A 21856-nucleotide genomic window follows, 5' to 3' on the forward strand; every position below is an offset into this window, starting at 1 on the left:
TTTGATAAGTAAAAGTAAAATAAAGTCAATAACGAGTTTAAAGCAAAAAAAGTACCGAGAAAAACACGGACTTTTCGTGGGCGAAGGTCCTAAAGTTATTTCAGAATTAAAACAAGAAGGTTTAGAAATTCATTCTTTTTTTTCAGTAAATGAAGAGGAATTCATAAACGAAAACCATTTTCATGTTACGCAAGCCGAACTTCAAAAAATAAGCTTTCTAAAAACAGCAAATACCTCGGTGGCTGTTTTTAAAATGCCTGAAGTTAAACCAGTTAATAATAAAGGATTAACAATTGTTCTTGATGCCGTTCGTGACCCAGGTAATTTAGGAACCATAATTAGGTTGTGTGATTGGTTTGGAGTAAAGCAGTTAATTTGCTCAACCGATACTACAGATTGCTACAACCCAAAAGTTGTGCAAGCTACAATGGGTTCGCTAGCAAGGGTTGCCATTCATTATGTAGATATAGAAAACTATTTAAAGGCATCTTCACTGCCAATTTATGGTGCTTTTATGGATGGGGAAAATGTTTATCGCCAAAAACTTCAGCAAGATGCTATTATTGTAATGGGGAATGAGGCAAATGGTGTTTCAGAATCTATTGAAAAATTGATTACTGAAAAGATAGCGATTCCGCAATTTGGCAATCAAAGAACAGAAAGCTTGAATGTAGCAACCGCAACTGCAATTTTGTTAAGCGAAGTTAGGCGTTTTACTGAAATGTAAAGTTAATAAAAATACCGCGGGTAGACATTTGGCTTATGTTTCCGGTCCAAGGACTGTTTGGGTCTTCGTCGGGCACCAACTCGTCACTAGTAGCAAATACCCCTCGAATGGAAGGCGTAAACTTAAAATAAAAAAGATAAAAATCGATTCCAAAACCAAGTTCAAAATAATTGGTGGTCTTGGTCATTCTAAACTCACCACCTGAGTTGTCTTGCGGATTACCTTCGTTACTCGATAGGTTTAAGGAGGTAGAAATACCCCCAACTATAAAAGGTCTGAAATTATTTAATCGCTTAGTTGAAAGTTTTACAAGCAACGGAACGTGTATATAAGTAGATTTAACTTCGCGTAGAATGTCTTTCTCTTCTTCAAAACCAGGGAATCGTAAATTTCTTTGTGTGTAGTATAATCCGGGTTCTAACCGGATGTTAACATAATCGTTAACTCGCATATCACCTACAAGGCCTACATTAAAGCCAACATCTCCATCTACAAGAATATCTGTTCTATCATCAGGATTTTCATTTTCATATTCGAATTTAAAGTCATAACTATTAAAACCTAAAAAATATCCCCATGTTAAAAAACGTTTGTCAAATGTTTCTTGGTTTGCCAATCGTTCTTTGTTAAAGAGTTGTGCTTGGGCACTATGGGTTAAAAATAGTATGGCAAGTAGAAAAAATAGTTTCTTCATATTTATTTAGTAGCTATATAAATGGTGGCTACGCCAAAAGTTTGTGGTTTGTTTTTCACTTCTATAAACCCAGTTTTGCGTAAAATATTGTTTAAGATTTCTCCATGTGGAAAAACAGAAGCACTTTCGCTTAAATATTTGTAAGCTACTTTGTCTTTTGAAAAAACACGTCCTATAAACGGCATTATGCCTTTGGTGTAAATAGAATAGCCTTGTTTAAATGGAAACTTTTTAGGAACTGATGTTTCTAAAATAACAAAAATTCCTCCTTTTTTTAGAACCCTTAAAATTTCAGAAAGGCCTTTTTCAAGGTTCTCAAAGTTTCGAATCCCAAACGAAACGGTTATTGCATCGAAGGTGTTATCATCAAATGGTAATGCTTCGGAATCTCCTTTTACAAAACCAACTTTATTTTCTAATGGGGTTCCTTCTACTTTTTTTCGGGCTACGGAAAGCATTCCTTCAGAAAGGTCTAATCCTATAATTTTTGATGCCTCGCTGGTTTTTGCAAATTGTACAGCAAGGTCACCAGTGCCCGTTGCAATATCAAGAATAGCATCTGGTTTGGTGTTTAGAACCATCTTGATTACTTTTTTTCGCCACTTTATATCGCTTCCTAATGAGATAACACGGTTTAACCCGTCATATTCACCAGAAATGGTGTCGAACATTTTTTCAACCTGCTGCTTTTTATTTTCGGCAGAACCTTTGTAGGGTGTCACTTTTTTTTCTGAACTCATAGCAAAAGCAAAACTACGTTTTTTTTGATAGTTGTATGCCATCACATATAGATTTTGAGATAGAAACTCTAACATTATTTTTTAAGTTAATATAGATTTATAAATACTTCTTAATAACTAATTTTAAATTACATAACTTTGCCACACTTATTAGAAGACGTTTATGAAGATTATTATTGCCGGTGCCGGTGAAGTGGGATTTCATTTAGCTAAATTGCTGTCTTACGAGTCTCAAGATATTACCCTTATAGATACCAAAAAAGAATCTTTGGCATATGCGGATACCCATTTGGATATTCGTGTGGTAAAGGGTGACGCTACTTCAATTTCTGTTTTGAAAGATTCGAAAATAGCTTCTACAGATCTCGTAATCGCTGTGACCTCTAGTGAAACTACTAACATAACGGTTTGTGTCTTGGCAAAGCAATTGGGGGCCAAACGGACAGTAGCTCGTATTTCAAATACTGAGTTTATTGAGAAAAAGGATGAGGTAGGTTTTACTAAATTTGGGATAGACGAACTCATTTCCCCAGAAGCACTTGCCGCTAATGAAATTGCTTTGTTGTTAGGCCAAAGTGCTTTTAATGACACTTACGAATTTGAGGGTGGAGCCCTGACCATGATTGGGCTAAACTTATCCCGTACTGCAGCTTTTGTAGGCAAAACTGTAAAAGAGGTAGGTGATTTAAATCCAGACTTAAAATATGTACCACTAGCTATACAGCGTTTCGGAACACAATATACCTTAATACCAAGGGGAGATACGCAGTTTAAAGAAGGGGATCAAGTATACTTTACAACTACTGAGAAAGGCGTTGAAGAAATGTTTCATCTTACTGGAAAAGTGAGAGAAGATATTAAAAACGTAATGATTCTTGGAGGAAGTAAAATAGGGTATAAAACAGCTCAAGATCTCTGTAAAAATAGCTTTAAGGTAAAACTAATCGAAAGTAGTAAGGACAAAGCTTTTGATATAGCTGACGATATTCCTAGTTGTCTTGTCATCAATGGAGATGGTAGAAATGTAGATTTACTGCAAGAAGAATCTATTAACGAGATGGATGCGTTTATAGCAGTTACTGGAAACAGTGAGACCAATATCATGTCTTGTTTGGTTGCAAAATCTAAAGGTGTAAAAAAAACCATCGCTTTGGTCGAAAATATGGATTATTTTCAATTATCACAATCCATAGGTATTGATACTTTAATTAACAAGAAGCTTTTAGCTGCCAATAATATATTTCGGTATGTTAGAAAAGGTGAGGTTGTGGCTATGACAAAGCTTAACAACATGAATGCAGAGCTTTTGGAGTTTAGAGTTACCACTTCTTCAAAAGTATGCGACAAAAAAATAAAGGATATTGATTTGCCTAGATCTGCTGTTATAGGAGGGGTTGTAAGAGATGGTGAAGGTTTGATCGCTTTAGGTGATTTTAAAATTAAAAATGGCGATCATATTGTAATTTGCTGTTTACCACAATCTATTAATAAGGTGGAAAAACTCTTTGTATAATGCGATCCTTTGCAAGGCTTAATCTAAAAATCATAATTCACCTTTTGGGGTTGCTATTAGTAGTAAACGCTGGTTTTATGTTTTTATCTGCATTGGTTAGCTTTATTTATAAGGATGGCGTTGTTTTACAAATTTTCAATGCAGGCCTGATTACAATGGCAATAGGTGCAATTTCCATGTTAGTCACTCGGAATCACCGTAAAGAAATTCAGAAAAGAGAAGGATATCTTATTGTAGCTTTTGGATGGCTAACAATGTCCTTGGCAGGAACGTTACCGTATATGCTAAGTGGGGCAATACCCAGTATTACCAATGCTTTTTTTGAAACTATGAGTGGATATACCACTACAGGTGCTTCTATATTAAGTGATATAGAAAGTATCCCAAAAGGCGTGCTTTTTTGGCGAAGTATCACACATTGGATTGGAGGAATGGGGATTATCGTATTAGCCATTGCTATTCTGCCTTTGTTAGGGATTGGTGGTATGCAATTATTTTCTGCCGAAGCACCGGGTCCTGGCGGTGATAAGTTACATCCACGTATTACAGATACCGCTAAACGGTTGTGGATTATCTATGTAGGTTATACGTTAATTGAAACCTTGTTGTTGAAATTAGCAGGAATGAGTTTTTTCGACGCTATAAATCATTCGTTAAGTACATTGAGTACAGGTGGTTTTTCAACTAAAAATGCAAGCGTAGCTTATTGGAATGACCAACCTATTATACAGTATATTATTATTCTGTTTATGTTTTTGGCAGGTACTAACTTTGTACTGAGCTATTTTGCATTTAAAACTAAATTTTCTAAAGTTTTTAGGGATGATGAGTTTAAGTTTTATTGTTTATTTATAGGTTCTTTTACTGTCATAGCTACCTTACTTATCTATTTTAAAGCAGATATTTCACTATCTTCAATAGAGCATAGCATGGTGTGGGGAAGATTAGAAAGTTCTTTCCGGCACGGATTGTTTCAAGTACTTGCTATTATTACTACCACAGGGTTTGTTTCAGCAGATTATACATTATGGACACCATTTCTTACCATATTCTTTTTCGGTCTGATGTTTTTGGGTGGTTCCGCTGGTTCTACTGCTGGAGGTATTAAGATTGTACGTCATTTAATCATGATTAAAAATGGAGTATTGGAATTTAAACGTGCGCTGCATCCCAATGCTATTTTACCTGTACGGTATAATAATAAGGCTGTGGGGCAACCTATTGTGTATAATATATTAGGATTCTTTATTCTATATATGCTCTCATTTATAGTCGGGGTACTAGTTTTCTCTTGGTTGGGATTAGATTTTAAAACAGCATTAGGTGGTGCTGCCTCTTCTTTGGGGAATGTTGGTCCCGCATTGGGCGATCTTGGGCCTGTAGATAATTACGGGATATTGCCCGATGCTGCCAAATGGTGGGCTTCGTTTTTAATGTTGATTGGTCGTTTGGAGCTTTTTACAGTATTAATTTTATTAACACCTTTCTTTTGGCGAAACCGCTAAGATTAAACAAATCTAACTTTGAGAAAACTGAATTAAAGTTTTATTGAAATGCTATCGGCTAGTTTCCTAGCTTTTTTAGTCACTTCGGAAACAGAACTTCCTATGGAATCGTAAGCAACTACAACCCCCATTCTTCTATGTAAGCGTGAGGAAGTTTTACCAAATAGTCTAAAATCACATTTTGAAGCTCCTGAAACAGTTTCTAATCCTTCAAAAGTTGGATTTTTCGATTCTCCGGGAGCTAAGATAACTGCACTGGCACCAATCCGTTCTTGGGTTATTTCAGGGATAGGCAATCCTAAAACAGCTCTTAAGTGGAGTTCAAATTCATTAAAATTTTGAGTGTTGGCTAAAGTAACCATTCCTGTATCGTGTGGTCGGGGAGAAAGTTCAGAAAAGTAGACTCCATCGTCAGCTACAAAAAATTCGACTCCCCAAATTCCAGAGCCAGTAAGTGCTTGGGTGACTTTTTCTGCCATTTCTTGGGCAATTTTTAAATGCGTAGCTTCCATACTAGCAGGTTGCCAGCTTTCCATATAATCGCCACGTTCTTGTCTATGGCCAATAGGAGGGCAGAAAAGTGTTTTGCCATTTCGCTGCGTAACGGTGAGTAACGTTATTTCGTAGTTAAAGTTGACAAAAGCTTCTACAATTACTTCGGCAACATCACCACGAGAACCTTCTTGCGAATATTGCCATGCTTTAACAATATCGTCTTTGGATTTAATTGTACTTTGTCCTTTTCCGCTAGAGGACATTAAGGGTTTTACTACACATGGTATTCCAACTTCAGAAACAGCTTTTTCTAAACTTTCTGCTGAAGTCGCATAGCGATAAGCTGCTGTTTTAATACCTAATTCTTTTGCAGCCAGATCACGAATAGCCTTTCGGTTCATTGTATAATTGGCAGCTTTAGCTGAAGGAATTACGGTATAACCTTGTTTTTCATATTCGTAGAAACGTTCGGTTCGAATGGCTTCAATTTCGGGGACAATGTAATCCGGTTTATGTTTTTCAACGATAACATCTAGCGCATCGCCATCGAGCATATTGATAACCTCAAAAGCATCTGCAACTTGCATTGCAGGAGCGTTTTTATAGCTATCTACGGCTATAATAGTCTGTCCTATTCGCTGTGCAGCTATAGTGAATTCTTTACCTAATTCGCCGCTGCCAAGTAGAAGTATCGTTGCCATGAAAAGGGGTTTAATTTATTCTGAAAGAACTTTTTTAATTCGTTTCATTGCTTCCACGATATCAGCTTCTGAAGCTGCATAGGAAAGACGAATGCAATTAGGGTCACCAAAGGCTTCACCTGTAACGGTTGCAACTAGGGCTTCTTCTAGCAAGAACAATGAAAAATCGGTTGCATTATTTATTTTAGCTCCTTTTATTGTTTTTCCGAAGAAACTTGAAACATCTGGAAATACATAAAAAGCACCTTCAGGCTCATTGGTTTTCATCCCTGGAATTTCAGAAAGTAGATCTAATATTAGTTTTCTCCGGCTTTTAAAAGCCTCTACCATATATTGAATCTTACTTGGTGATTCTTCTAGAGCAGTTATGACAGCACGTTGCGCAATGCAGTTGGTGCCACTGGTAACTTGTCCTTGCATTTTTGTACAAGCTTTGGCAATCCATTCTGGTGCGCCAATATAACCAATTCTCCAACCCGTCATCGCATACGCTTTTGAAACTCCGTTTACAGTAACGGTGCGATCATACATATCGTCAAATTGTGCCATAGAAGCGTGTTGTCCTGTAAAATTGATATGTTCATATATTTCGTCACTGATTACAATAATATCAGGATGTTTTACCAGCACATCAGCTAAGGCACGAAGCTCCTCTTGGCTATAAACCGAACCGCTTGGGTTGCAAGGGGAGCTGTACATAATCATTTTAGTTTTTGGGGTAATCGCCGCTTCTAGGGCTTTAGGTGTAACTTTAAAGTCGCTTTCAATACTGGTTTTTATTTCAACCGGTACGCCTTCGGCCACTTTTGCAATATCGCTGTAGCTTACCCAATATGGTGCGGGTAATAAAACTTCATCGCCTTTATTCAGTAAAACTTGAGCTAAATTAGCTAATGATTGTTTTGCTCCTGTGGAAACCACAATTTGTGAAAGCTTATAATCTAGATTGTTGTCCCGTTTAAACTTTTTAATGATGGCCTGTTTTAATTCTCTATAGCCATCAACGGGTGTGTACGCGTGATAATCTTCTTGAATGGCTTTTATTGCTGCATCTTTAACAAATTCAGGAACAGTAAAATCTGGTTCGCCTAGGCTTAGGCCGATTATATCTTTTCCTTCCTCTCGAAGTTCTCTTGCTTTGGCAGCCATGGCAAGTGTTGCCGATGTGGCCATTTTATTAACGCGATCAGAAAGTTGTTGGTTCATAGTTATAGGAGGTTATGCTGGTATTGCGGGCTTTAAACCCATTTGTTTTAAGTACTTAAAATGCGCTATAATGGCACCTCTTGTTGTTTTGTATTCATTGTATGGTAAGTTGAACTCCAAAGCTGTTTCTCGTACAATTTCAGAAATTTTAGAATAATGCACGTGACTGATATTTGGAAAAATATGATGTTCTACTTGGTGATTCAGTCCGCCTGTAAACCAATTTACCAATTTATTCTTGGTCGAAAAATTAACGGTGGTAAACAATTGATGAATGGCCCAGGTGTTTTTCATATTTCCTGTTTTGTCGGGCAAAGGCATATCGGTGTCTTCTACAATATGTGCCAATTGGAAAACGATACTTAGAATCAATCCTGCCACATAGTGCATAATGAAAAAGCCGATTAATATTTTCCACCAGGCAATGTTGAAAAATAATATTGGGATTGCAATCCAAACTCCCATATAAATAATTTTTGTAATTATTAACAAACTCCATTGTGTAATGGGTTTTGGTAGTTTTCCGTAAGAAAGCTTTTTAGACAAATAGCGTTTGGTTTGTTTAAAATCGGTTGTTAATGCCCAATTAAATGTGAGCAAACCGTATAAGAAAACACTGTAATATTGTTGAAATTTATGAAAACGACGCCATTTAGCGTGTTTAGAAAACCGAATGATACGACCCGCTTCCATATCTTCATCGTGTCCATGTATGTTGGTGTAAGTATGGTGTAATACATTATGTTGTACCTGCCAATTATAAACGTTACCCGCTAAAATATACATACTGCCACCCATGAGCTTATTAATCCATTTTTTAGAAGAATAGGAGCCATGATTAGCATCGTGCATAACGTTCATACCTACACCAGCCATTCCCACACCCATGATAATGGTGAAAAGTATTTGTGCCCAAGTAGGGAAGTCTAATGTTAACAGCAAAAAATAGGGAGTAAGGTAGAGCGAAAACATCACAATTGCCTTTACGTGTATTTTCCAATTACCGGTGCGTTGTATCTCGTTTTCCTTGAAATAGGAGTTTACGCGTTTATTCAGCGTTCTGAAAAATTTAGCAGAATCAACGCGCGAAAATTTTATATGAGGAGTGTTCACTTAGTTTGAATTAGTACAGAATTTCTTCTGAAAAATTAATGGATAAAAATACATATCTTTAAACAAATACCCTGCCGCAATTATGGAAAATTTATTCATAAACCATACTTTTACAACTTAAACCATTGGAATGGACTTGATTTTAAAATATTTTCCGCATCTATCTGATAAGCAGCAAGATCAATTTGAAAAACTAGAAACACTTTACCAGGATTGGAATCTAAAAATAAACGTGGTTTCCCGAAAGGATATTGATGAGTTGTACTTGCGTCACGTGCTACATTCACTTGGGATTGCTAAAGTTCAATCCTTTAAAAAAGATGCAAGGATTTTAGATGTTGGTACTGGTGGAGGTTTTCCCGGTATTCCTTTGGCGATTTTATTTCCAGACACGCACTTTCATTTAGTAGATAGTATTGGAAAAAAAATTAAAGTGGTTGAAGAGGTTTCGCAAGGATTAGGCTTGAAAAATATAGAAATAACCAATGATCGAGCCGAAAATATTACGGGTCAATACGACTTTATAGTTAGTCGTGCCGTGGCTCAAATGGAAACCTTTGTACGTTGGGTAAAAGGTAGAATAGCCAAAAAAAGCTTACACGAACTTAAAAATGGAATCTTGTATTTAAAAGGTGGTGATCTTACCGAGGAGCTCGCTACCTATCCAAAAACGACCATTTATAATTTAACCGATTACTTTGAAGAAGATTTCTTTGAAACAAAAAGTGTGGTACATTTGCCTTTAAAATTTAAGGGATAATTTTTTCTGAAAAAGACTATTGTTTTATTTCGTTCATTTTGTGAAACAAAAACCATCGCAAGCCAATAATAATGTTTGCATCTTTAATTTCTTTTGAAATAGATAAGCCTATTTCGGCAACAGTTATTTTTACTAATTGGATGTCTTCATTTTCAGTTTCAACACCACCACCTTTTTCATTTTTATCCTTTAAAGAAACTTGTTCTGTAGAACCTCCTGAAGATGTGTAAAACTGAGATACAAGTTGAGGTTTTGTAATTTGATAGCCTAACTCTTCGAGGACTTCACGTTCCATGTAGCTTGATGGGTTTTTACCTTTTTTCAAAGAGCCTGCAGGTATTTCCAGTATCCAGCCTTCATTGTGTTGTGTAGTAGGATATCTAAATTGGTTGGTTAATAAAATACTGTCTGTGTCACTTTCATAAAGCACAATAGCAACGGAGTCACCTCTGTGAAAAGCTAGCCGTTCTGTTTTAATAACGTCACTTTTAAAACTATCATAGGTGGTTTCAGCTTTTAACATTTTATAATGATCATTAAAAACTACGCGTTCATTTGCAATGGAATATTTCATAGTAAAAAGATACAGTAAAGAGGTTTAAAAATATTTAAAAAAGTATAAAAAAGCCCCTAAATCAGGGGCTTTTTTGTATTGAATCAATTTAAATGATTAATCTTCACCTAAAAATGGGTATCTATAATCTGTTGGTGAAACAAAGGTTTCTTTCACCATACGAGGAGAAATCCAACGGTATAGGTTTAACTTACTTCCAGCTTTGTCATTTGTTCCACTCGCTCTAGCACCACCAAATGGTTGTTGTCCTACAACAGCACCTGTAGGTTTATCGTTTAAGTAGAAGTTTCCAGCTGCATTTTCAAGAATATCAACTCCTTGTTGCAATGCGTAACGATCTTCACTAAATACAGCACCAGTTAAAGCGTATTCACTAGTTTCATCAACTAAATGAAGGGTTTCTTCCCATTTTTCATCTTCGTATACATAAATGGTTACTACAGGTCCGAAAAGCTCAGTACACATAGTGGTGTATTTCGGGTCTTCAGTTTTAATAACTGTAGGTTGAATGAAATATCCTTCGCTTTTGTCATATTCACCACCAGCTACAATCTCTGCATTATCATCTTTTTTAGCTTGGTCTATATAACTTGCTAACTTATCAAAAGAACCTTCATGGATTACTGCATTAATGAAGTTATCCATATTTTCAGGGGTTCCCATTTTAAAGGATTTTAAATCTTCCTGAACATATTTTTTCACATCATTCCAAATACTTTTAGGAATATAGCAACGACTAGCAGCACTACATTTTTGACCTTGAAATTCAAAAGCACCTCTTGAAATAGCGGTTGCTACTTGCTTCGGGTTTGAAGTTTTGTGTGCGATGATAAAGTCTTTTCCACCTGTTTCTCCAACAATACGAGGGTATGTTTTGTAATTATGTATGTTGTTTCCTATTTGTTGCCAAATATTTTTAAATACATTAGTAGATCCTGTAAAGTGCAAGCCGCTAAAGTCTGGACTTGCCAATACTGTGTCAGTAATCATTTCTGGATCACCCATTACCATATTGATAACACCGTCTGGTACACCAGCTTCTTTAAATACATCTAACACTACTTTTGCTGAATATACTTGGCTGTCACTTGGTTTCCAAATTGCAACGTTCCCCATTAATGCCGCACTAGACGGAAGGTTTCCGGCAATAGCTGTAAAATTAAATGGCGTAATTGCGTAAACGAATCCTTCTAATGGCCGGTATTCTAATCTATTCCACGCAGCCGATGTAGATTCTGGTTGCTCTTTGTAGATTTCAATCATTGACTGAACGTTGAAACGTAAAAAGTCAATCAATTCACAAGCGGAATCAATTTCAGCTTGAAAAATATTTTTAGACTGCCCCAACATGGTAGCGGCATTAATTTTTGCTCGGTATGGCCCAGCAATTAATTCGGCAGCGCGAAGAAAAATGGCAGCACGGTTTTCCCATGGCATGGTAGCCCATTTTTTTCTAGCTTCAAGAGCACCTTCAATTGCATCTTCAATGTGCTTTTTTTCAGCTTTATGATACACGCCTAAAGCGTGTTTGTGATCGTGTGGAGGCGCCATAGTAGCAGTGTCTCCAGTTTCTATATGTTTCCCATTAATGTAAAGAGGCACGTCTATAGTGCTGTTGTACATTTCTTTATAGGCTTTTAAAACTTCTTCTCGTTCAGGAGTTCCGGGAGCGTAGCTCAAGATTGGCTCGTTTTCGGCTACCGGTACTTCAAAAAATCCTTTTCCCATAGGTATATTAATTTTTTATCGGTTCGTACTTATTATAAGGCTGCAAAGGTACAAATTTAGGTTGGAGAATTTGTGTTATGGGGTTGTTAAGTTATTCGTTTATAGAAGCTGACAGAGCTTGTTTTTTAAAGAGAAACTTTGCCTAGTTGATATCACAGATTGGGCTGTGTTTTTTGTAATTTTCAAGAAGAATTATAGACTATTATAAAATATGTGTACCCTTACTTTTATTCCAAATTCTAATAATGGCTTTGTTTTAACTTCTAATAGAGACGAAGCTCCCGGTCGTAATACACTGGCTCCTAAAGTGTATTCAGAAAAGAATACTCAATTATTATTTCCTAAAGATGAATTGGCTGGTGGAACTTGGATAGGGGTAAGTAACAAAAAACGTCTTATTTGTTTATTGAATGGGGGTTTTGCAGCGCACGAGCGTAAAGATTCTTATAGAATGAGCCGTGGTATTATTGTAAAAGATTTACTAACATCAGATGATGCTGTTTCAGAAATAGATACATACAATTTTGAAGGAATCGAGCCTTTTACAATTGTTATGGTAGATTGGTCGAATCATTTACGAATATTTGAGCTAGTCTGGGATGAGTCTCAAATTCACTTTACTGAAAAACCGCTTGCTCCACAAATTTGGTCTTCTTCTTTATTATATACTAAAGAAATGAAAGAAAAACGCGAGAAATGGTTTTCAGCGTTCTTATTTGAAAATTTGAAACCCACCGCTACAGATTTACTCCAGTTTCATAAAACGGCTGGAGAGGGAAATCTTGATGTAGATGTAATAATGGATCGCGGATTTGTAAAGACAAAAAGTATTACTCAAGTTGTAAAAAATCAAAATATAGCAATGCGTTACGAAGACCTTCAAGAAGAAAAAATTGTAACAGAATTTTTTTAAATCTAGTTTAGGGCAAAAGCGGCGTGTAGTTTAAAGACAGGAACGGGCACTCTAAACCTTGTTTTAGCATCAAGATCTATTAAGGTGTAATATCCTTCCATAGAGCCGATAGGAGATGTAAGTAGGCAGCCACTGCTATAGGTGTGTTTTTTGCCAGGAGGTAGCACGGGTTTTACACCAATTACGCCTTCACCTTTAACTGTTTCTGGGGGGTTTAACGCATCTTTTATTTTCCAATAACGCGTTAATAGTTGAACGGTGTTTTCACTTTGGTTTTCTATGGTAATGGTGTATGAAAAAGTATAGCATTCTCTTTGCTTGTTAATCAAAGTTCCTTCAAACCTTGAAATAACCGAAATTTTAATCCCTTTTGTTACTTGTTCAACCATATATTTAATAAATGGCAGCTGTTGCAGCAAAGAAAAGTATGGCGGCAAAAGTTGCTCCTATCCAAAAAATGAAATTTAAAAATACAAATTTTACAATAGTTATAAAACGGCTTTGCTTATAAAAGTTCCGAAGGGCTTTATAATAATAAAAAGGACCTATTAGCAAAAGAAGGATGTTTTGAAAAAAATCAGACCCTAAAATAGTATCTGGAAGTAGGCAAACTATTAATGCTAAAAACAAAAAGCTAAATACGTGAAATATAAAAATGGTGTGATCTATATAATTATGCTTTTTCTTTGAGTATATAAGCCAAAAAAACAGAGCGTACACTGGGGTAAAGAAGAAAATAAAAAATGGAATCTTTCTAAAAAGATAGTCTAAAAATCCTTTTGGGTTGTTGCTAATTCGTTCTATAGATTCGTTTTTATTGTAAAGCCACCTATTGTATAATGTGTTTTTATGATTAAGGCTATCTAGAGCAACACTTGCCTTTTTAATGGTATGGGTTTCATAAAAGTTTCGATACATTTTAAACCGTTCGGTGCTGCTTTTTAGCCAACTTAAAGAGTCTAAACTTTCTTCAGAAAAATAAGTGATTTGTGATATGTTTTTAGTGGGTAATAAGCTGTCTTTTCTTTCAGAAATAGAGTCTTCCGCCACCTTGGCTTTGGCCGAAGCTTCTTTTATTTGTTCATTTATAGATATGAATTTATCGTAAAAATCTTCACCTTCTATCTGTTCTCCGACATCGTCGTTAAACATTGAATCTTCTTCAGGCACTATAAACGCTATAAAGCCTTGTAGAATAAAGTAGATAATAGAAACACTTAAGAAAAACCGAAAGGGGTTCGCATACTTAAGTCGTTGTCCATTTATATAATACCGGGTTATGGTGCCAGGTTTAAATAAAAGGTCTTTTACCGTGTAGCGTAAGCGGGAATCGTAACTAACAATGCTATTGATAAATTCAGCAAAAAAGTCTTTAAAAGAAAGCTGTTTGGTGCTGTTTAATTGTGAGCAATACGGGCAATAAATATCACTTAAATCCAGAGGTTGTCCGCAATTAAGACATTCTATTCCTCTATATTTTTGGGCTTTACGACTGTTAGAAGGCACCGGTTTATGTTTGCTCATCCCGTAAAGATAAAAAGTTATTTAGTTATTGGTGATGTTGGTTGAATTGCCACGTCCCATTCCAATGATACGATCATACCGTGCGCCTAAATCTCTAAAATAAACCAGTACGGTATAGTCATTTTCTGTTTGCCAAAAATTTCCACTTATAGCGCCAGGTTCAATAGAGCCATCACGGTTTACTACTACATATTTATAGTTGTAAAACCCTTGCTTAAAAAGTCGTGAATTTCGGTAGGTGTCGCTCTGTGGATCATATTTCATGTACGTGGAGCCATCTATTGTCCAATTATTAAAATTTCCGTAGAGGTGGATTTCTTTGTCGCCAATGTCTTCAAAATATTGAAGATTAAAATGCAGTCTAACATATTCTGCTTCAATATCTTGATTGTTAGCGCTAATGTTCCGTACTACAAAATTTCCGTTTATATCTGGGTTGTATGTATAGGGGCGATTAAACCTTCCTATGTCTGTAAATAGGTAGTTTTCGTACACATCACTAACACTTATGCGACTAATATTGTTGCCAGCAGCTCGAACATCTTTGTTGTCAAAAGATAAAAACTCGTTTCCACCCCAAAAAGAAGATTCTTTGTCGTATTTATATATAAGTTCATTACCAATGGTGTATTGAGGCTTGAGGTTTGTAATTGCTGTTTTTAAATTACTATTTTTCATAACCAACGTATGCACCGTTTGTTTCGGGTTGATAAGAAGTAAGGAAGGTGAGTTGATGGTAAATTGCACCGTCTGTTTTTCGTCTATAAAATTAAGGTCACGCGATCGCCTTATCTCTACACTTACACCTGCAATTTCTTCAATAACCATAAATTTTCTTGAAAAAATTGGATTGTTGTCGCTATCAAAAATTGAGAGGAGGTAATTACCACTTTTTGTGATCCTGCGGGTTTCACGATTAGGGATTGATAGAGTATAGTGTGAAAAAATCTGTAACGTGTTCAGTGAATTTTCATACGTTTCAATACGTACATCATCAAAACCATCTAAATATTCACTTTTTGAAAGGTCGCTCTCAGTCCAATCAAAGTTATGATGAGTTATCGTGTAATAAAAATCTTCTTCCTCACCATTTAAAGCGTCGAAAGAGAGTTGAAGTCTTTCGCCTAAACGAATAATAGGTAGTTCACTTTGTGCACTTGTACCTTTAAATTGAATGGTTTTAATGTAATTAGGAGCTGGAATTTCAGCTAATTGTGAGAAAAGTAAGGATGGTGTGCCAAGTAGTAAAAGGCCGAATAATATCTTCTGAAACATATTAATAATAATTTTGGTTAAAGATAATCAAATTTTGTACCTAACTAATGCTGTATGATAGCGTGGTTTTATTTCTAAATAAAATTATAATTATTTGTTGTGCAAAGCGGTTATAAATTTATAAATTTGCACACCCGAATTTTTAGCCTTATTTGTGGCTCGGGAAAAAAGATAAATGTAACACACACTATCCTATGTCCAAAGACATTAAGATTAAAAAAGGTCTTGATATTCGTTTAAAAGGAGAAGCGGACAAAACACTCTCTAATGCGCCGCGCTCACGGACCTTTGTCGTTAGACCGTCAGATTTTCACCTTATTACCCCGAAAATGGTATTAAAAGAAGGTGGGAAATTACAAGCTGGAGATCCTGTTTTTTATTCAAGAGAGAACAAAGATTTAAAGTTTGTTTCACCTGTAAGCGGTACATTGACGGCTATTGAAAGAGGGGCAAAACGCGTTATTGAGCGTATTGTAATTGAAGCTGATCAACAAGATGCTTATAGAGATTTTGGAAAGACTGATGTAAACACGGCAGATGCAGCAATCATTAAAAGCCGTTTGCTTGAAGCCGGTTGTTGGCCGTTCATTAAACAGCGTCCTTATGATATTATTGCAGATGCTGAAACCACGCCAAAAGCAATTTTTATTTCAGGTTATGCAAGTGCACCGTTGGCTGCTGATTACGACTTTGCCTTAAAAGGAAAAGAAGCAGAACTACAAGCGGCAGTTACCGCACTTAGTAAATTAACTGACGGTGCTGTTCATGTTAGTATAGGTAGCAGTGGTACTTCTTCTTTTGATAACTTAAAAGACATTACACTACATAAAGTATCTGGTCCACATCCTTCTGGAAACGTGGGTACGCAGATAGGTAAAATTAACCCTGTAAACAAAGGAGAAACAGTTTGGACTGTTTCTGCTCAAGACCTAGTTATTATAGGGGAGTTGTTGTTGACTGGGAAATTTAATGCTGAGCGTATTATCGCATTAGCAGGTTCTTCGGTTAAAAATCCTAAATATTATAGAACAAAAATAGGAGCTGAGGTTTCAACTTTTATTTATGATTCTGGTTTAGATGAAGATAACGTTCGAGTTATTAGCGGAAATGTGCTTACTGGAAATAAAATTTCACCAAAAGGACATTTAGGTTATTACAATAATATGGTTACCGTGATTCCTGAAGGAGATGATTATGAGTTTTTTGGATGGAATAAACCAGTTTTCGATAAAATTTCACCGTCCAGAGCGATGACTTTTTCGTGGTTGTTTCCGAAGAAAAAATACGAGTTGGACACCAATACGAATGGAGAGCACAGAGCTTTTGTAATTACAGGAAATTACGAAAATGTATTCCCATTAGATATTTATCCATTACAGATATTAAAAGCCTGTATGGTAAAAGACTTGGACGAAATGGAAGCTTTGGGGATGTATGAAGTAGCTCCAGAAGATTTTGCATTAACTGAATTTATTTGTGTATCTAAACAACCACACCAGCAGATTATTCGCAATGGTTTGGATCAAATGATTAAAGAAATAGGATAACGCTATGGGATTGAAACAAAAATTACATACGCTAAAACAGAAATATAAGGGTACAAAGATGGCGCCTGCATTTAATGCATTGCACACCTTTTTGTACTTGCCCAACGAAACCACACATTCAGGTTCTCACGTTAGAGCGGCAGACGATTTAAAGCGTACGATGAATACGGTGATTATGGCATTAATTCCCTGCTTAATTTTTGGGATGTTCAATGCAGGTTACCAAACCAACTTACAAACTGACCCTGAAATCACAAAAGCATTAGGCTTTTTTAGTGGTGAATTCTGGAACTGGTCTAATTTCGTTATCGGCTTGTGGAAAGTACTTCCGTTGGTGATTGTTTCCTACGGAGTGGGACTTGCAGTAGAATTTTTATTTGCTGTAATTAAAGGTCATGAAGTGGAAGAAGGATACTTGGTGACAGGTATGTTAGTGCCTTTAATTGTACCTATCGATATTCCATTATGGATGTTAGTAGTGGCTGTTGTATTTGGTGTTGTTATTGGGAAAGAAGTTTTTGGAGGTACAGGGATGAATATTTTAAACCCTGCATTAACCATTCGTGCCTTTTTATTCTTCGCATACCCAACGTGGATGAGTGGAGATAAAGTTTGGGTACACGGTGCAGTAGAAACTGCTGGGAAACCTGATGCAATTTCCGGTGAGACTATTTTAGGTAGTTTAGCACAAGGACACGAAATTAGTTACAGTGTTATGGATATGTTCCTTGGGTTTATTCCAGGTTCAGTAGGAGAAACCTCTGCTTTGCTAATATTAATAGGAGCACTATTCTTGATATTTACTAAAATAGGGAGCTGGCGTATTATGTTGTCAACAGTACTTGGTGCATTGGCAATGGGCTTGATATTTAATGGAGTTGTTTCAGCTGGATGGATAGATAATTCGAGTAAATTTTTCGGATTGATGAATACGGAATTCTGGCATCATTTAATTATTGGTGGATTTGCTTTTGGAGCCGTATATATGGCAACAGATCCTGTTACAGCATCTCAAACCAACAAAGGGAAATGGATTTATGGATTTTTAATAGGGTTCATATCTATTCTAATTCGTGTATTTAACCCAGCATATCCAGAAGGTGTGATGTTGGCAATACTATTAATGAATGTATTTGCACCAACCATTGATCACTATGTAATACAGGGGAATATTAAAAAACGAATGAAACGTTTAAAAGTTAAAACCGCATAAGTAATGGCGATTAATACAGATAAAAATAGTTATACTATCATTTTTTCTATAGTTATGGTAGTTGTGGTAGGTTCCATCTTGGCAGGTTTTGCCAGTGGTTTAAAACCAAAGATTAAGGAAAATGAACGTTTTGAAAAGCAACAAAACATTTTGTATGCAATGGGTGTTAATGAAAATGAAGGCCCTAACGACGCAACATTTGTTTCTACTGATAAAGTAGAAGCAGAGTTTAATAAATTTATCACGAAGCAATTGGTGATTCAAGGTGACGAGATTACTGAAAATGATGAAGCTTACCTTATCGATATAAAGAAAGAAGAAACTAAAGCTAAAGATCCTGAGTATACCAGAAGATTACCACTTTTTGTAGGTGAAAAAGAAGGGAAAGAGGTATATGTAATCCCAGTTCGAGGAAAAGGATTATGGGATGCTATTTGGGGGTTTGTTGCAGTTGACAAATCGATGACCATTCAAGGCGTTTATTACGATCACAAAGGAGAAACACCTGGTCTTGGTGCTGAAATAAAACAACGCTATTTTATGGACGACTTTACAGGCGAAAGCTTTTTAAAAGGTGGTGCCTTTGAAGGTATAGAAGTTTCAAAAAGTAATAATGATCCTACAAATAAAGATACAGACGATAATGAAGTTGATGCCTTGGCAGGAGCAACAATTACCGGAGACGGTGTTGCTGCTATGTTAAGAAAGGATGTTAGATTGTACGTACCTTATTTCAAAAAATTAAATCAATAAGCTATGGGATTACTTTCAAAAAAAGACAGTAAATTAATAATGGACCCATTGGCGGACAATAACCCGATCACCATTCAGGTATTGGGAATTTGTTCAGCATTGGCAATTACTGCACAATTAAAGCCATCTATTGTTATGGCAGTATCTGTGTTGTTTGTAATGGGAGTTGGAAACGTAGTAATTTCGCTAATGCGAAATATAATTCCTTCTAAAATACGAATTATTGTACAACTTATCGTTGTAGCAACCTTAGTAATTATTGTAGACCAAGTATTGAAAGCGTTTGCTTATTCTCTTAGTAAAGAATTATCAGTATTTATTGGATTGATTATTACTAACTGTATTATTATGGGGCGTTTTGAAGCCTTTGCATTAGGGAACAAACCTTGGCGTTCTTTCCTTGACGGAATTGGTAACGCTGCTGGGTACGGAGTTATTCTTATAATTGTCGGTTTCTTTCGTGAGTTATTAGGTTCAGGAACTTTATTTGGGTTCCCAGTACTTGGTAATCCTGTTGAAAAAACTGGACTCTACGCAATAGGTTATGAAAATAATGGCTTTATGGTATTACCTCCTATGGCATTGATTGTAGTTGGTATTATTATTTGGGTACAACGTAGTAAGAACAAAGAGTTAATCGAAGAAAACTAAAAGTACTGAAGTATTAGCAGCGAAGCTATTTCAAAACTAATACGTCAATACTCAATACTATAAATAAATGGAGCATTTAGAATTATTTTTTAAATCGATTTTTGTAGATAACATGGTATTCGCATACTTTTTAGGTATGTGTTCATACTTGGCTGTATCTAAAAAAGTGAGCACAGCTGTTGGTTTAGGGGCCGCTGTAATATTTGTATTAACAGTAACAGTACCTCTTAACTGGTTATTAGATCAATATATATTGCAAGAAGGAGCATTAACTTGGTTAGGTGCAGAATATGCAGATTACGACTTAAGTTTCCTTTCCTTTATTTTATTCATTGCTACCATTGCAACAATGGTACAATTAGTAGAAATAGTTGTGGAAAAATTCTCTCCTTCATTATATAGCTCATTAGGTATTTTCCTTCCTTTGATTGCAGTAAATTGTGCCATTTTAGGGGGTTCATTATTTATGCAGTCAAGAGAGATTGGAAGCTTTGATTTAGCCCTTAATTATGGTTTTAGTTCTGGTATTGGTTGGTTTTTGGCTATTGTTGCCATTGCTGCCATTCGGGAAAAAATTCGATATTCAAATGTTCCTGCTCCGTTACGTGGACTAGGAATTACCTTTATCATTACAGGTTTAATGGCAATTGGTTTTATGAGTTTCGGTGGAATGTTAACCGGTGGAGATGAAGAAACGCCATCCTTAGATGAAAATCCTGATAACCTAGGAGTTCAAGTAGAAGAAAATAAAGAATCAACTGAAACACCTGAAGTTTCAACCCTACTAACAAAAAATTAATATGTTTTTAGCAGCAAGTACATTAGGAGTTATTATTGCAACGGTTTTGGCCTTTTTGGTACTTACCTTGTTATTGGTTGCACTTTTGCTTTTTACCAAACAAAAGTTGTCACCTTCCGGTCCTGTAACCATTACCATTAACGATGAAAAGGAACTAGAAGTAGAGTCTGGCGGAACGTTACTTTCCACCCTTAGTGGGAAAAAGATATTCCTTCCCTCTGCATGTGGTGGAGGTGGAACGTGTATTCAATGTGAATGTCACGTATTGGAAGGTGGAGGCGAAGCGCTTCCTACTGAAACACCACACTTTACTCGAAAAGAAATTAAAGAAGGCGCACGTCTTTCGTGTCAAGTAAAAGTAAAACAGGATATGAATATTCATATCCCTGAAGAAGTCTTCGGAATTAAAAAATGGGAAGCAACTGTAGTTCGTAACTACAACGTAGCTTCTTTCATTAAAGAATTTGTAGTGGAGATTCCTGAGGATATGAACTACAAAGCAGGTGGCTATATTCAAATTGAAATCCCACCTTGTGAAGTGAAATTCGAAGATATGGACATCACTGCTCACCCTGAAGAGCACGAAACGCCAGATATGTTTGAAGCAGAATGGGACAAGTTTGGTCTGCGACCATTAGTAATGAAAAATGACGAAATGGTTGAAAGAGCCTACTCTATGGCTTCTTACCCAGCTGAAGGTCGTGAGATTATGCTTAACGTACGAGTTGCAACACCACCATTTGATAGAGAAAAGAATGGATGGATGAATGTAAATCCAGGGATTGCCTCTTCATATATATTTAACGCTAAAAAAGGAGATAAAGTAACTATTTCTGGTCCTTTTGGAGAGTTCTTTATAAATGAATCAGAAGCTGAAATGCTTTATGTTGGTGGTGGAGCTGGAATGGCACCAATGCGTTCACACTTGTATCACTTATTCAAAACATTGAAAACCGGTCGTAAAGTTACGTACTGGTACGGTGGACGTTCTAAAAGAGAATTATTCTATTTGGAACATTTCCGTGAGCTAGAAAGAGAGTTTGATAATTTTAAGTTTTACTTAGCCCTTTCTGAGCCAGCTGAAGAAGATAACTGGAAAGTGAAGAAAGACATACACGATGAAGAAGGCGACGGTTTTGTTGGCTTTATTCACCAAGTCGTAATCGATAATTACTTGAACCACCACGAAGAGCCAGAAGAAATAGAATTGTATTTCTGTGGTCCTCCATTAATGAACCAAGCCGTTCAAAAAATGGGAGAAGATTTTGGTATTCCAGATGAAAATATTCGCTTTGATGATTTTGGAGGGTAAGATTATCTTTCAAAAATGTAATAAAAGAGACCTGCAAGTAAAACTTGCAGGTCTCTTTTATTTGTACCATCTTCATTTATATGTACTTAATTATATTTTATTATAAATTAATT

At 36.1% G+C, this 21856-nt stretch carries 21 protein-coding genes; 11 read left to right on the forward strand and 10 right to left on the reverse strand.

Going from position 1 to position 21856, the window contains the following annotated elements; genetic code table 11:
* The first annotated feature begins 1 nt into the window (after position 1).
* The gene (locus DZ858_RS07160) at positions 2-727 is read left to right on the forward strand and encodes a TrmH family RNA methyltransferase (protein WP_117158881.1); all 726 of its coding nucleotides are present in this window, start codon (positions 2-4) and stop codon (positions 725-727) included.
* Here the strand turns inward: DZ858_RS07160 and porT are convergent.
* Positions 714-1421 carry a type IX secretion/gliding motility protein PorT/SprT gene (porT, locus tag DZ858_RS07165; RefSeq protein WP_117158882.1) on the reverse strand — a complete coding sequence of 236 codons (708 nt, stop codon included), beginning with the start codon at positions 1419-1421 and terminating at the stop codon, positions 714-716. The genes DZ858_RS07160 and porT overlap by 14 nt on opposite strands.
* A 2-nt stretch (positions 1422-1423) precedes the next feature.
* Positions 1424-2161, reverse strand: a complete 738-nt coding sequence (gene ubiE, locus DZ858_RS07170) for a bifunctional demethylmenaquinone methyltransferase/2-methoxy-6-polyprenyl-1,4-benzoquinol methylase UbiE (RefSeq protein WP_117159552.1) — start codon at positions 2159-2161, stop codon at positions 1424-1426.
* Positions 2162-2324: 163 nt separating this feature from the next.
* On the opposite strand from ubiE, the gene trkA reads away from it, so the two are divergent.
* Together trkA and DZ858_RS07180 are read left to right on the forward strand one after the other, a co-directional pair.
* Positions 2325-3674, forward strand: a complete 1350-nt coding sequence (gene trkA, locus DZ858_RS07175) for a Trk system potassium transporter TrkA (RefSeq protein ID WP_117158883.1) — start codon at positions 2325-2327, stop codon at positions 3672-3674.
* Positions 3674-5179: a TrkH family potassium uptake protein gene (locus DZ858_RS07180; protein ID WP_117158884.1), complete on the forward strand. Its 1506-nt coding sequence runs from the start codon at positions 3674-3676 to the stop codon at positions 5177-5179. Before trkA ends, DZ858_RS07180 begins: the two co-directional genes overlap by 1 nt.
* Before the next feature lie 32 nt (positions 5180-5211).
* Here the strand turns inward: DZ858_RS07180 and purT are convergent, their stop codons facing one another.
* The 3 genes from purT to DZ858_RS07195 are packed head-to-tail and all read right to left on the reverse strand — an operon-like array spanning position 5212 to position 8694.
* A complete protein-coding gene (gene purT, locus DZ858_RS07185) occupies positions 5212-6375 on the reverse strand; it encodes a formate-dependent phosphoribosylglycinamide formyltransferase (RefSeq protein WP_117158885.1) in 1164 nt (387 codons plus the stop codon).
* A gap of 15 nt (positions 6376-6390) precedes the next feature.
* A complete protein-coding gene (locus tag DZ858_RS07190) occupies positions 6391-7581 on the reverse strand; it encodes a pyridoxal phosphate-dependent aminotransferase (protein ID WP_117158886.1) in 1191 nt (396 codons plus the stop codon).
* 12 nt (positions 7582-7593) lie between these two features.
* Positions 7594-8694 (reverse strand): fatty acid desaturase family protein, encoded by a 1101-nt coding sequence (locus DZ858_RS07195; RefSeq protein ID WP_117158887.1) that lies wholly within the window; start codon positions 8692-8694, stop codon positions 7594-7596.
* 130 nt (positions 8695-8824) lie between these two features.
* Between DZ858_RS07195 and rsmG the strand changes: the two genes are divergently transcribed.
* Complete coding sequence (gene rsmG / locus DZ858_RS07200) at positions 8825-9454, forward strand: 16S rRNA (guanine(527)-N(7))-methyltransferase RsmG (RefSeq protein ID WP_117158888.1); 630 nt, start codon at positions 8825-8827, stop codon at positions 9452-9454.
* 16 nt (positions 9455-9470) lie between these two features.
* On the opposite strand, the gene DZ858_RS07205 is transcribed toward rsmG, so the two are convergent.
* Positions 9471-10028 (reverse strand): NUDIX domain-containing protein, encoded by a 558-nt coding sequence (locus DZ858_RS07205; protein WP_117158889.1) that lies wholly within the window; start codon positions 10026-10028, stop codon positions 9471-9473.
* A gap of 96 nt (positions 10029-10124) precedes the next feature.
* The gene (gene pruA, locus DZ858_RS07210) at positions 10125-11756 is read right to left on the reverse strand and encodes an L-glutamate gamma-semialdehyde dehydrogenase (protein WP_117158890.1); all 1632 of its coding nucleotides are present in this window, start codon (positions 11754-11756) and stop codon (positions 10125-10127) included.
* A 211-nt stretch (positions 11757-11967) separates the two neighbouring features.
* Here pruA and DZ858_RS07215 point away from each other — a divergent pair, with 211 nt between their 5' ends.
* Complete coding sequence (locus DZ858_RS07215; RefSeq protein ID WP_117158891.1) at positions 11968-12669, forward strand: NRDE family protein; 702 nt, start codon at positions 11968-11970, stop codon at positions 12667-12669.
* Positions 12670-12671: 2 nt separating this feature from the next.
* Here DZ858_RS07215 and apaG read toward each other — a convergent pair whose 3' ends face one another.
* The 3 genes from apaG to DZ858_RS07230 are packed head-to-tail and all read right to left on the reverse strand — an operon-like array spanning position 12672 to position 15468.
* Positions 12672-13058: a Co2+/Mg2+ efflux protein ApaG gene (gene apaG / locus DZ858_RS07220; RefSeq protein WP_117158892.1), complete on the reverse strand. Its 387-nt coding sequence runs from the start codon at positions 13056-13058 to the stop codon at positions 12672-12674.
* A gap of 4 nt (positions 13059-13062) precedes the next feature.
* Positions 13063-14193 carry a DUF3667 domain-containing protein gene (locus DZ858_RS07225; protein WP_117158893.1) on the reverse strand — a complete coding sequence of 377 codons (1131 nt, stop codon included), beginning with the start codon at positions 14191-14193 and terminating at the stop codon, positions 13063-13065.
* A gap of 21 nt (positions 14194-14214) precedes the next feature.
* Entirely contained in the window at positions 14215-15468 is a 1254-nt protein-coding gene (locus DZ858_RS07230) for a type IX secretion system plug protein (protein ID WP_117158894.1), read from the reverse strand.
* 194 nt (positions 15469-15662) lie between these two features.
* Between DZ858_RS07230 and DZ858_RS07235 the strand changes: the two genes are divergently transcribed.
* The 6 genes from DZ858_RS07235 (at position 15663) to nqrF (ending at position 21743) form a co-directional block, all read left to right on the forward strand.
* A complete protein-coding gene (locus DZ858_RS07235; protein WP_117159553.1) occupies positions 15663-17015 on the forward strand; it encodes a Na(+)-translocating NADH-quinone reductase subunit A in 1353 nt (450 codons plus the stop codon).
* A gap of 4 nt (positions 17016-17019) precedes the next feature.
* Positions 17020-18228 (forward strand): NADH:ubiquinone reductase (Na(+)-transporting) subunit B, encoded by a 1209-nt coding sequence (locus DZ858_RS07240; RefSeq protein WP_117158895.1) that lies wholly within the window; start codon positions 17020-17022, stop codon positions 18226-18228.
* 3 nt (positions 18229-18231) lie between these two features.
* On the forward strand, positions 18232-18981 hold the full coding sequence (locus DZ858_RS07245) for a Na(+)-translocating NADH-quinone reductase subunit C (protein ID WP_117158896.1): 750 nt from the start codon (positions 18232-18234) through the stop codon (positions 18979-18981).
* A 3-nt stretch (positions 18982-18984) separates the two neighbouring features.
* Entirely contained in the window at positions 18985-19632 is a 648-nt protein-coding gene (locus tag DZ858_RS07250; RefSeq protein ID WP_117158897.1) for an NADH:ubiquinone reductase (Na(+)-transporting) subunit D, read from the forward strand.
* Between the two features lie 67 nt (positions 19633-19699).
* Positions 19700-20431 (forward strand): NADH:ubiquinone reductase (Na(+)-transporting) subunit E, encoded by a 732-nt coding sequence (gene nqrE, locus DZ858_RS07255; RefSeq protein ID WP_117158898.1) that lies wholly within the window; start codon positions 19700-19702, stop codon positions 20429-20431.
* A gap of 1 nt (position 20432) precedes the next feature.
* Complete coding sequence (nqrF, locus tag DZ858_RS07260; RefSeq protein WP_117158899.1) at positions 20433-21743, forward strand: NADH:ubiquinone reductase (Na(+)-transporting) subunit F; 1311 nt, start codon at positions 20433-20435, stop codon at positions 21741-21743.
* Positions 21744-21856: the final 113 nt, after the last annotated feature.

It is taken from the genome of Marixanthomonas ophiurae, assembly GCF_003413745.1.
In the GTDB taxonomy this organism is placed as follows: domain Bacteria; phylum Bacteroidota; class Bacteroidia; order Flavobacteriales; family Flavobacteriaceae; genus Marixanthomonas; species Marixanthomonas ophiurae.

What these genes read in the sequence shown, in the direction of transcription:
- porT (WP_117158882.1), bottom strand. Translation starts at nt 1,421, where the DNA reads ATGAAGAAACTATTTTTTCTACTTGCCATACTATTTTTAACCCATAGT.
- ubiE (WP_117159552.1), bottom strand. Translation starts at nt 2,161, where the DNA reads ATGAGTTCAGAAAAAAAAGTGACACCCTACAAAGGTTCTGCCGAAAAT.
- trkA (WP_117158883.1), top strand. Translation starts at nt 2,325, where the DNA reads ATGAAGATTATTATTGCCGGTGCCGGTGAAGTGGGATTTCATTTAGCT.
- DZ858_RS07180 (WP_117158884.1), top strand. Translation starts at nt 3,674, where the DNA reads ATGCGATCCTTTGCAAGGCTTAATCTAAAAATCATAATTCACCTTTTG.
- purT (WP_117158885.1), bottom strand. Translation starts at nt 6,375, where the DNA reads ATGGCAACGATACTTCTACTTGGCAGCGGCGAATTAGGTAAAGAATTC.
- DZ858_RS07190 (WP_117158886.1), bottom strand. Translation starts at nt 7,581, where the DNA reads ATGAACCAACAACTTTCTGATCGCGTTAATAAAATGGCCACATCGGCA.
- rsmG (WP_117158888.1), top strand. Translation starts at nt 8,825, where the DNA reads ATGGACTTGATTTTAAAATATTTTCCGCATCTATCTGATAAGCAGCAA.
- DZ858_RS07205 (WP_117158889.1), bottom strand. Translation starts at nt 10,028, where the DNA reads ATGAAATATTCCATTGCAAATGAACGCGTAGTTTTTAATGATCATTAT.
- pruA (WP_117158890.1), bottom strand. Translation starts at nt 11,756, where the DNA reads ATGGGAAAAGGATTTTTTGAAGTACCGGTAGCCGAAAACGAGCCAATC.
- DZ858_RS07215 (WP_117158891.1), top strand. Translation starts at nt 11,968, where the DNA reads ATGTGTACCCTTACTTTTATTCCAAATTCTAATAATGGCTTTGTTTTA.
- apaG (WP_117158892.1), bottom strand. Translation starts at nt 13,058, where the DNA reads ATGGTTGAACAAGTAACAAAAGGGATTAAAATTTCGGTTATTTCAAGG.
- DZ858_RS07225 (WP_117158893.1), bottom strand. Translation starts at nt 14,193, where the DNA reads ATGAGCAAACATAAACCGGTGCCTTCTAACAGTCGTAAAGCCCAAAAA.
- DZ858_RS07230 (WP_117158894.1), bottom strand. Translation starts at nt 15,468, where the DNA reads ATGTTTCAGAAGATATTATTCGGCCTTTTACTACTTGGCACACCATCC.
- DZ858_RS07235 (WP_117159553.1), top strand. Translation starts at nt 15,663, where the DNA reads ATGTCCAAAGACATTAAGATTAAAAAAGGTCTTGATATTCGTTTAAAA.
- DZ858_RS07240 (WP_117158895.1), top strand. Translation starts at nt 17,020, where the DNA reads ATGGGATTGAAACAAAAATTACATACGCTAAAACAGAAATATAAGGGT.
- DZ858_RS07245 (WP_117158896.1), top strand. Translation starts at nt 18,232, where the DNA reads ATGGCGATTAATACAGATAAAAATAGTTATACTATCATTTTTTCTATA.
- DZ858_RS07250 (WP_117158897.1), top strand. Translation starts at nt 18,985, where the DNA reads ATGGGATTACTTTCAAAAAAAGACAGTAAATTAATAATGGACCCATTG.
- nqrE (WP_117158898.1), top strand. Translation starts at nt 19,700, where the DNA reads ATGGAGCATTTAGAATTATTTTTTAAATCGATTTTTGTAGATAACATG.
- nqrF (WP_117158899.1), top strand. Translation starts at nt 20,433, where the DNA reads ATGTTTTTAGCAGCAAGTACATTAGGAGTTATTATTGCAACGGTTTTG.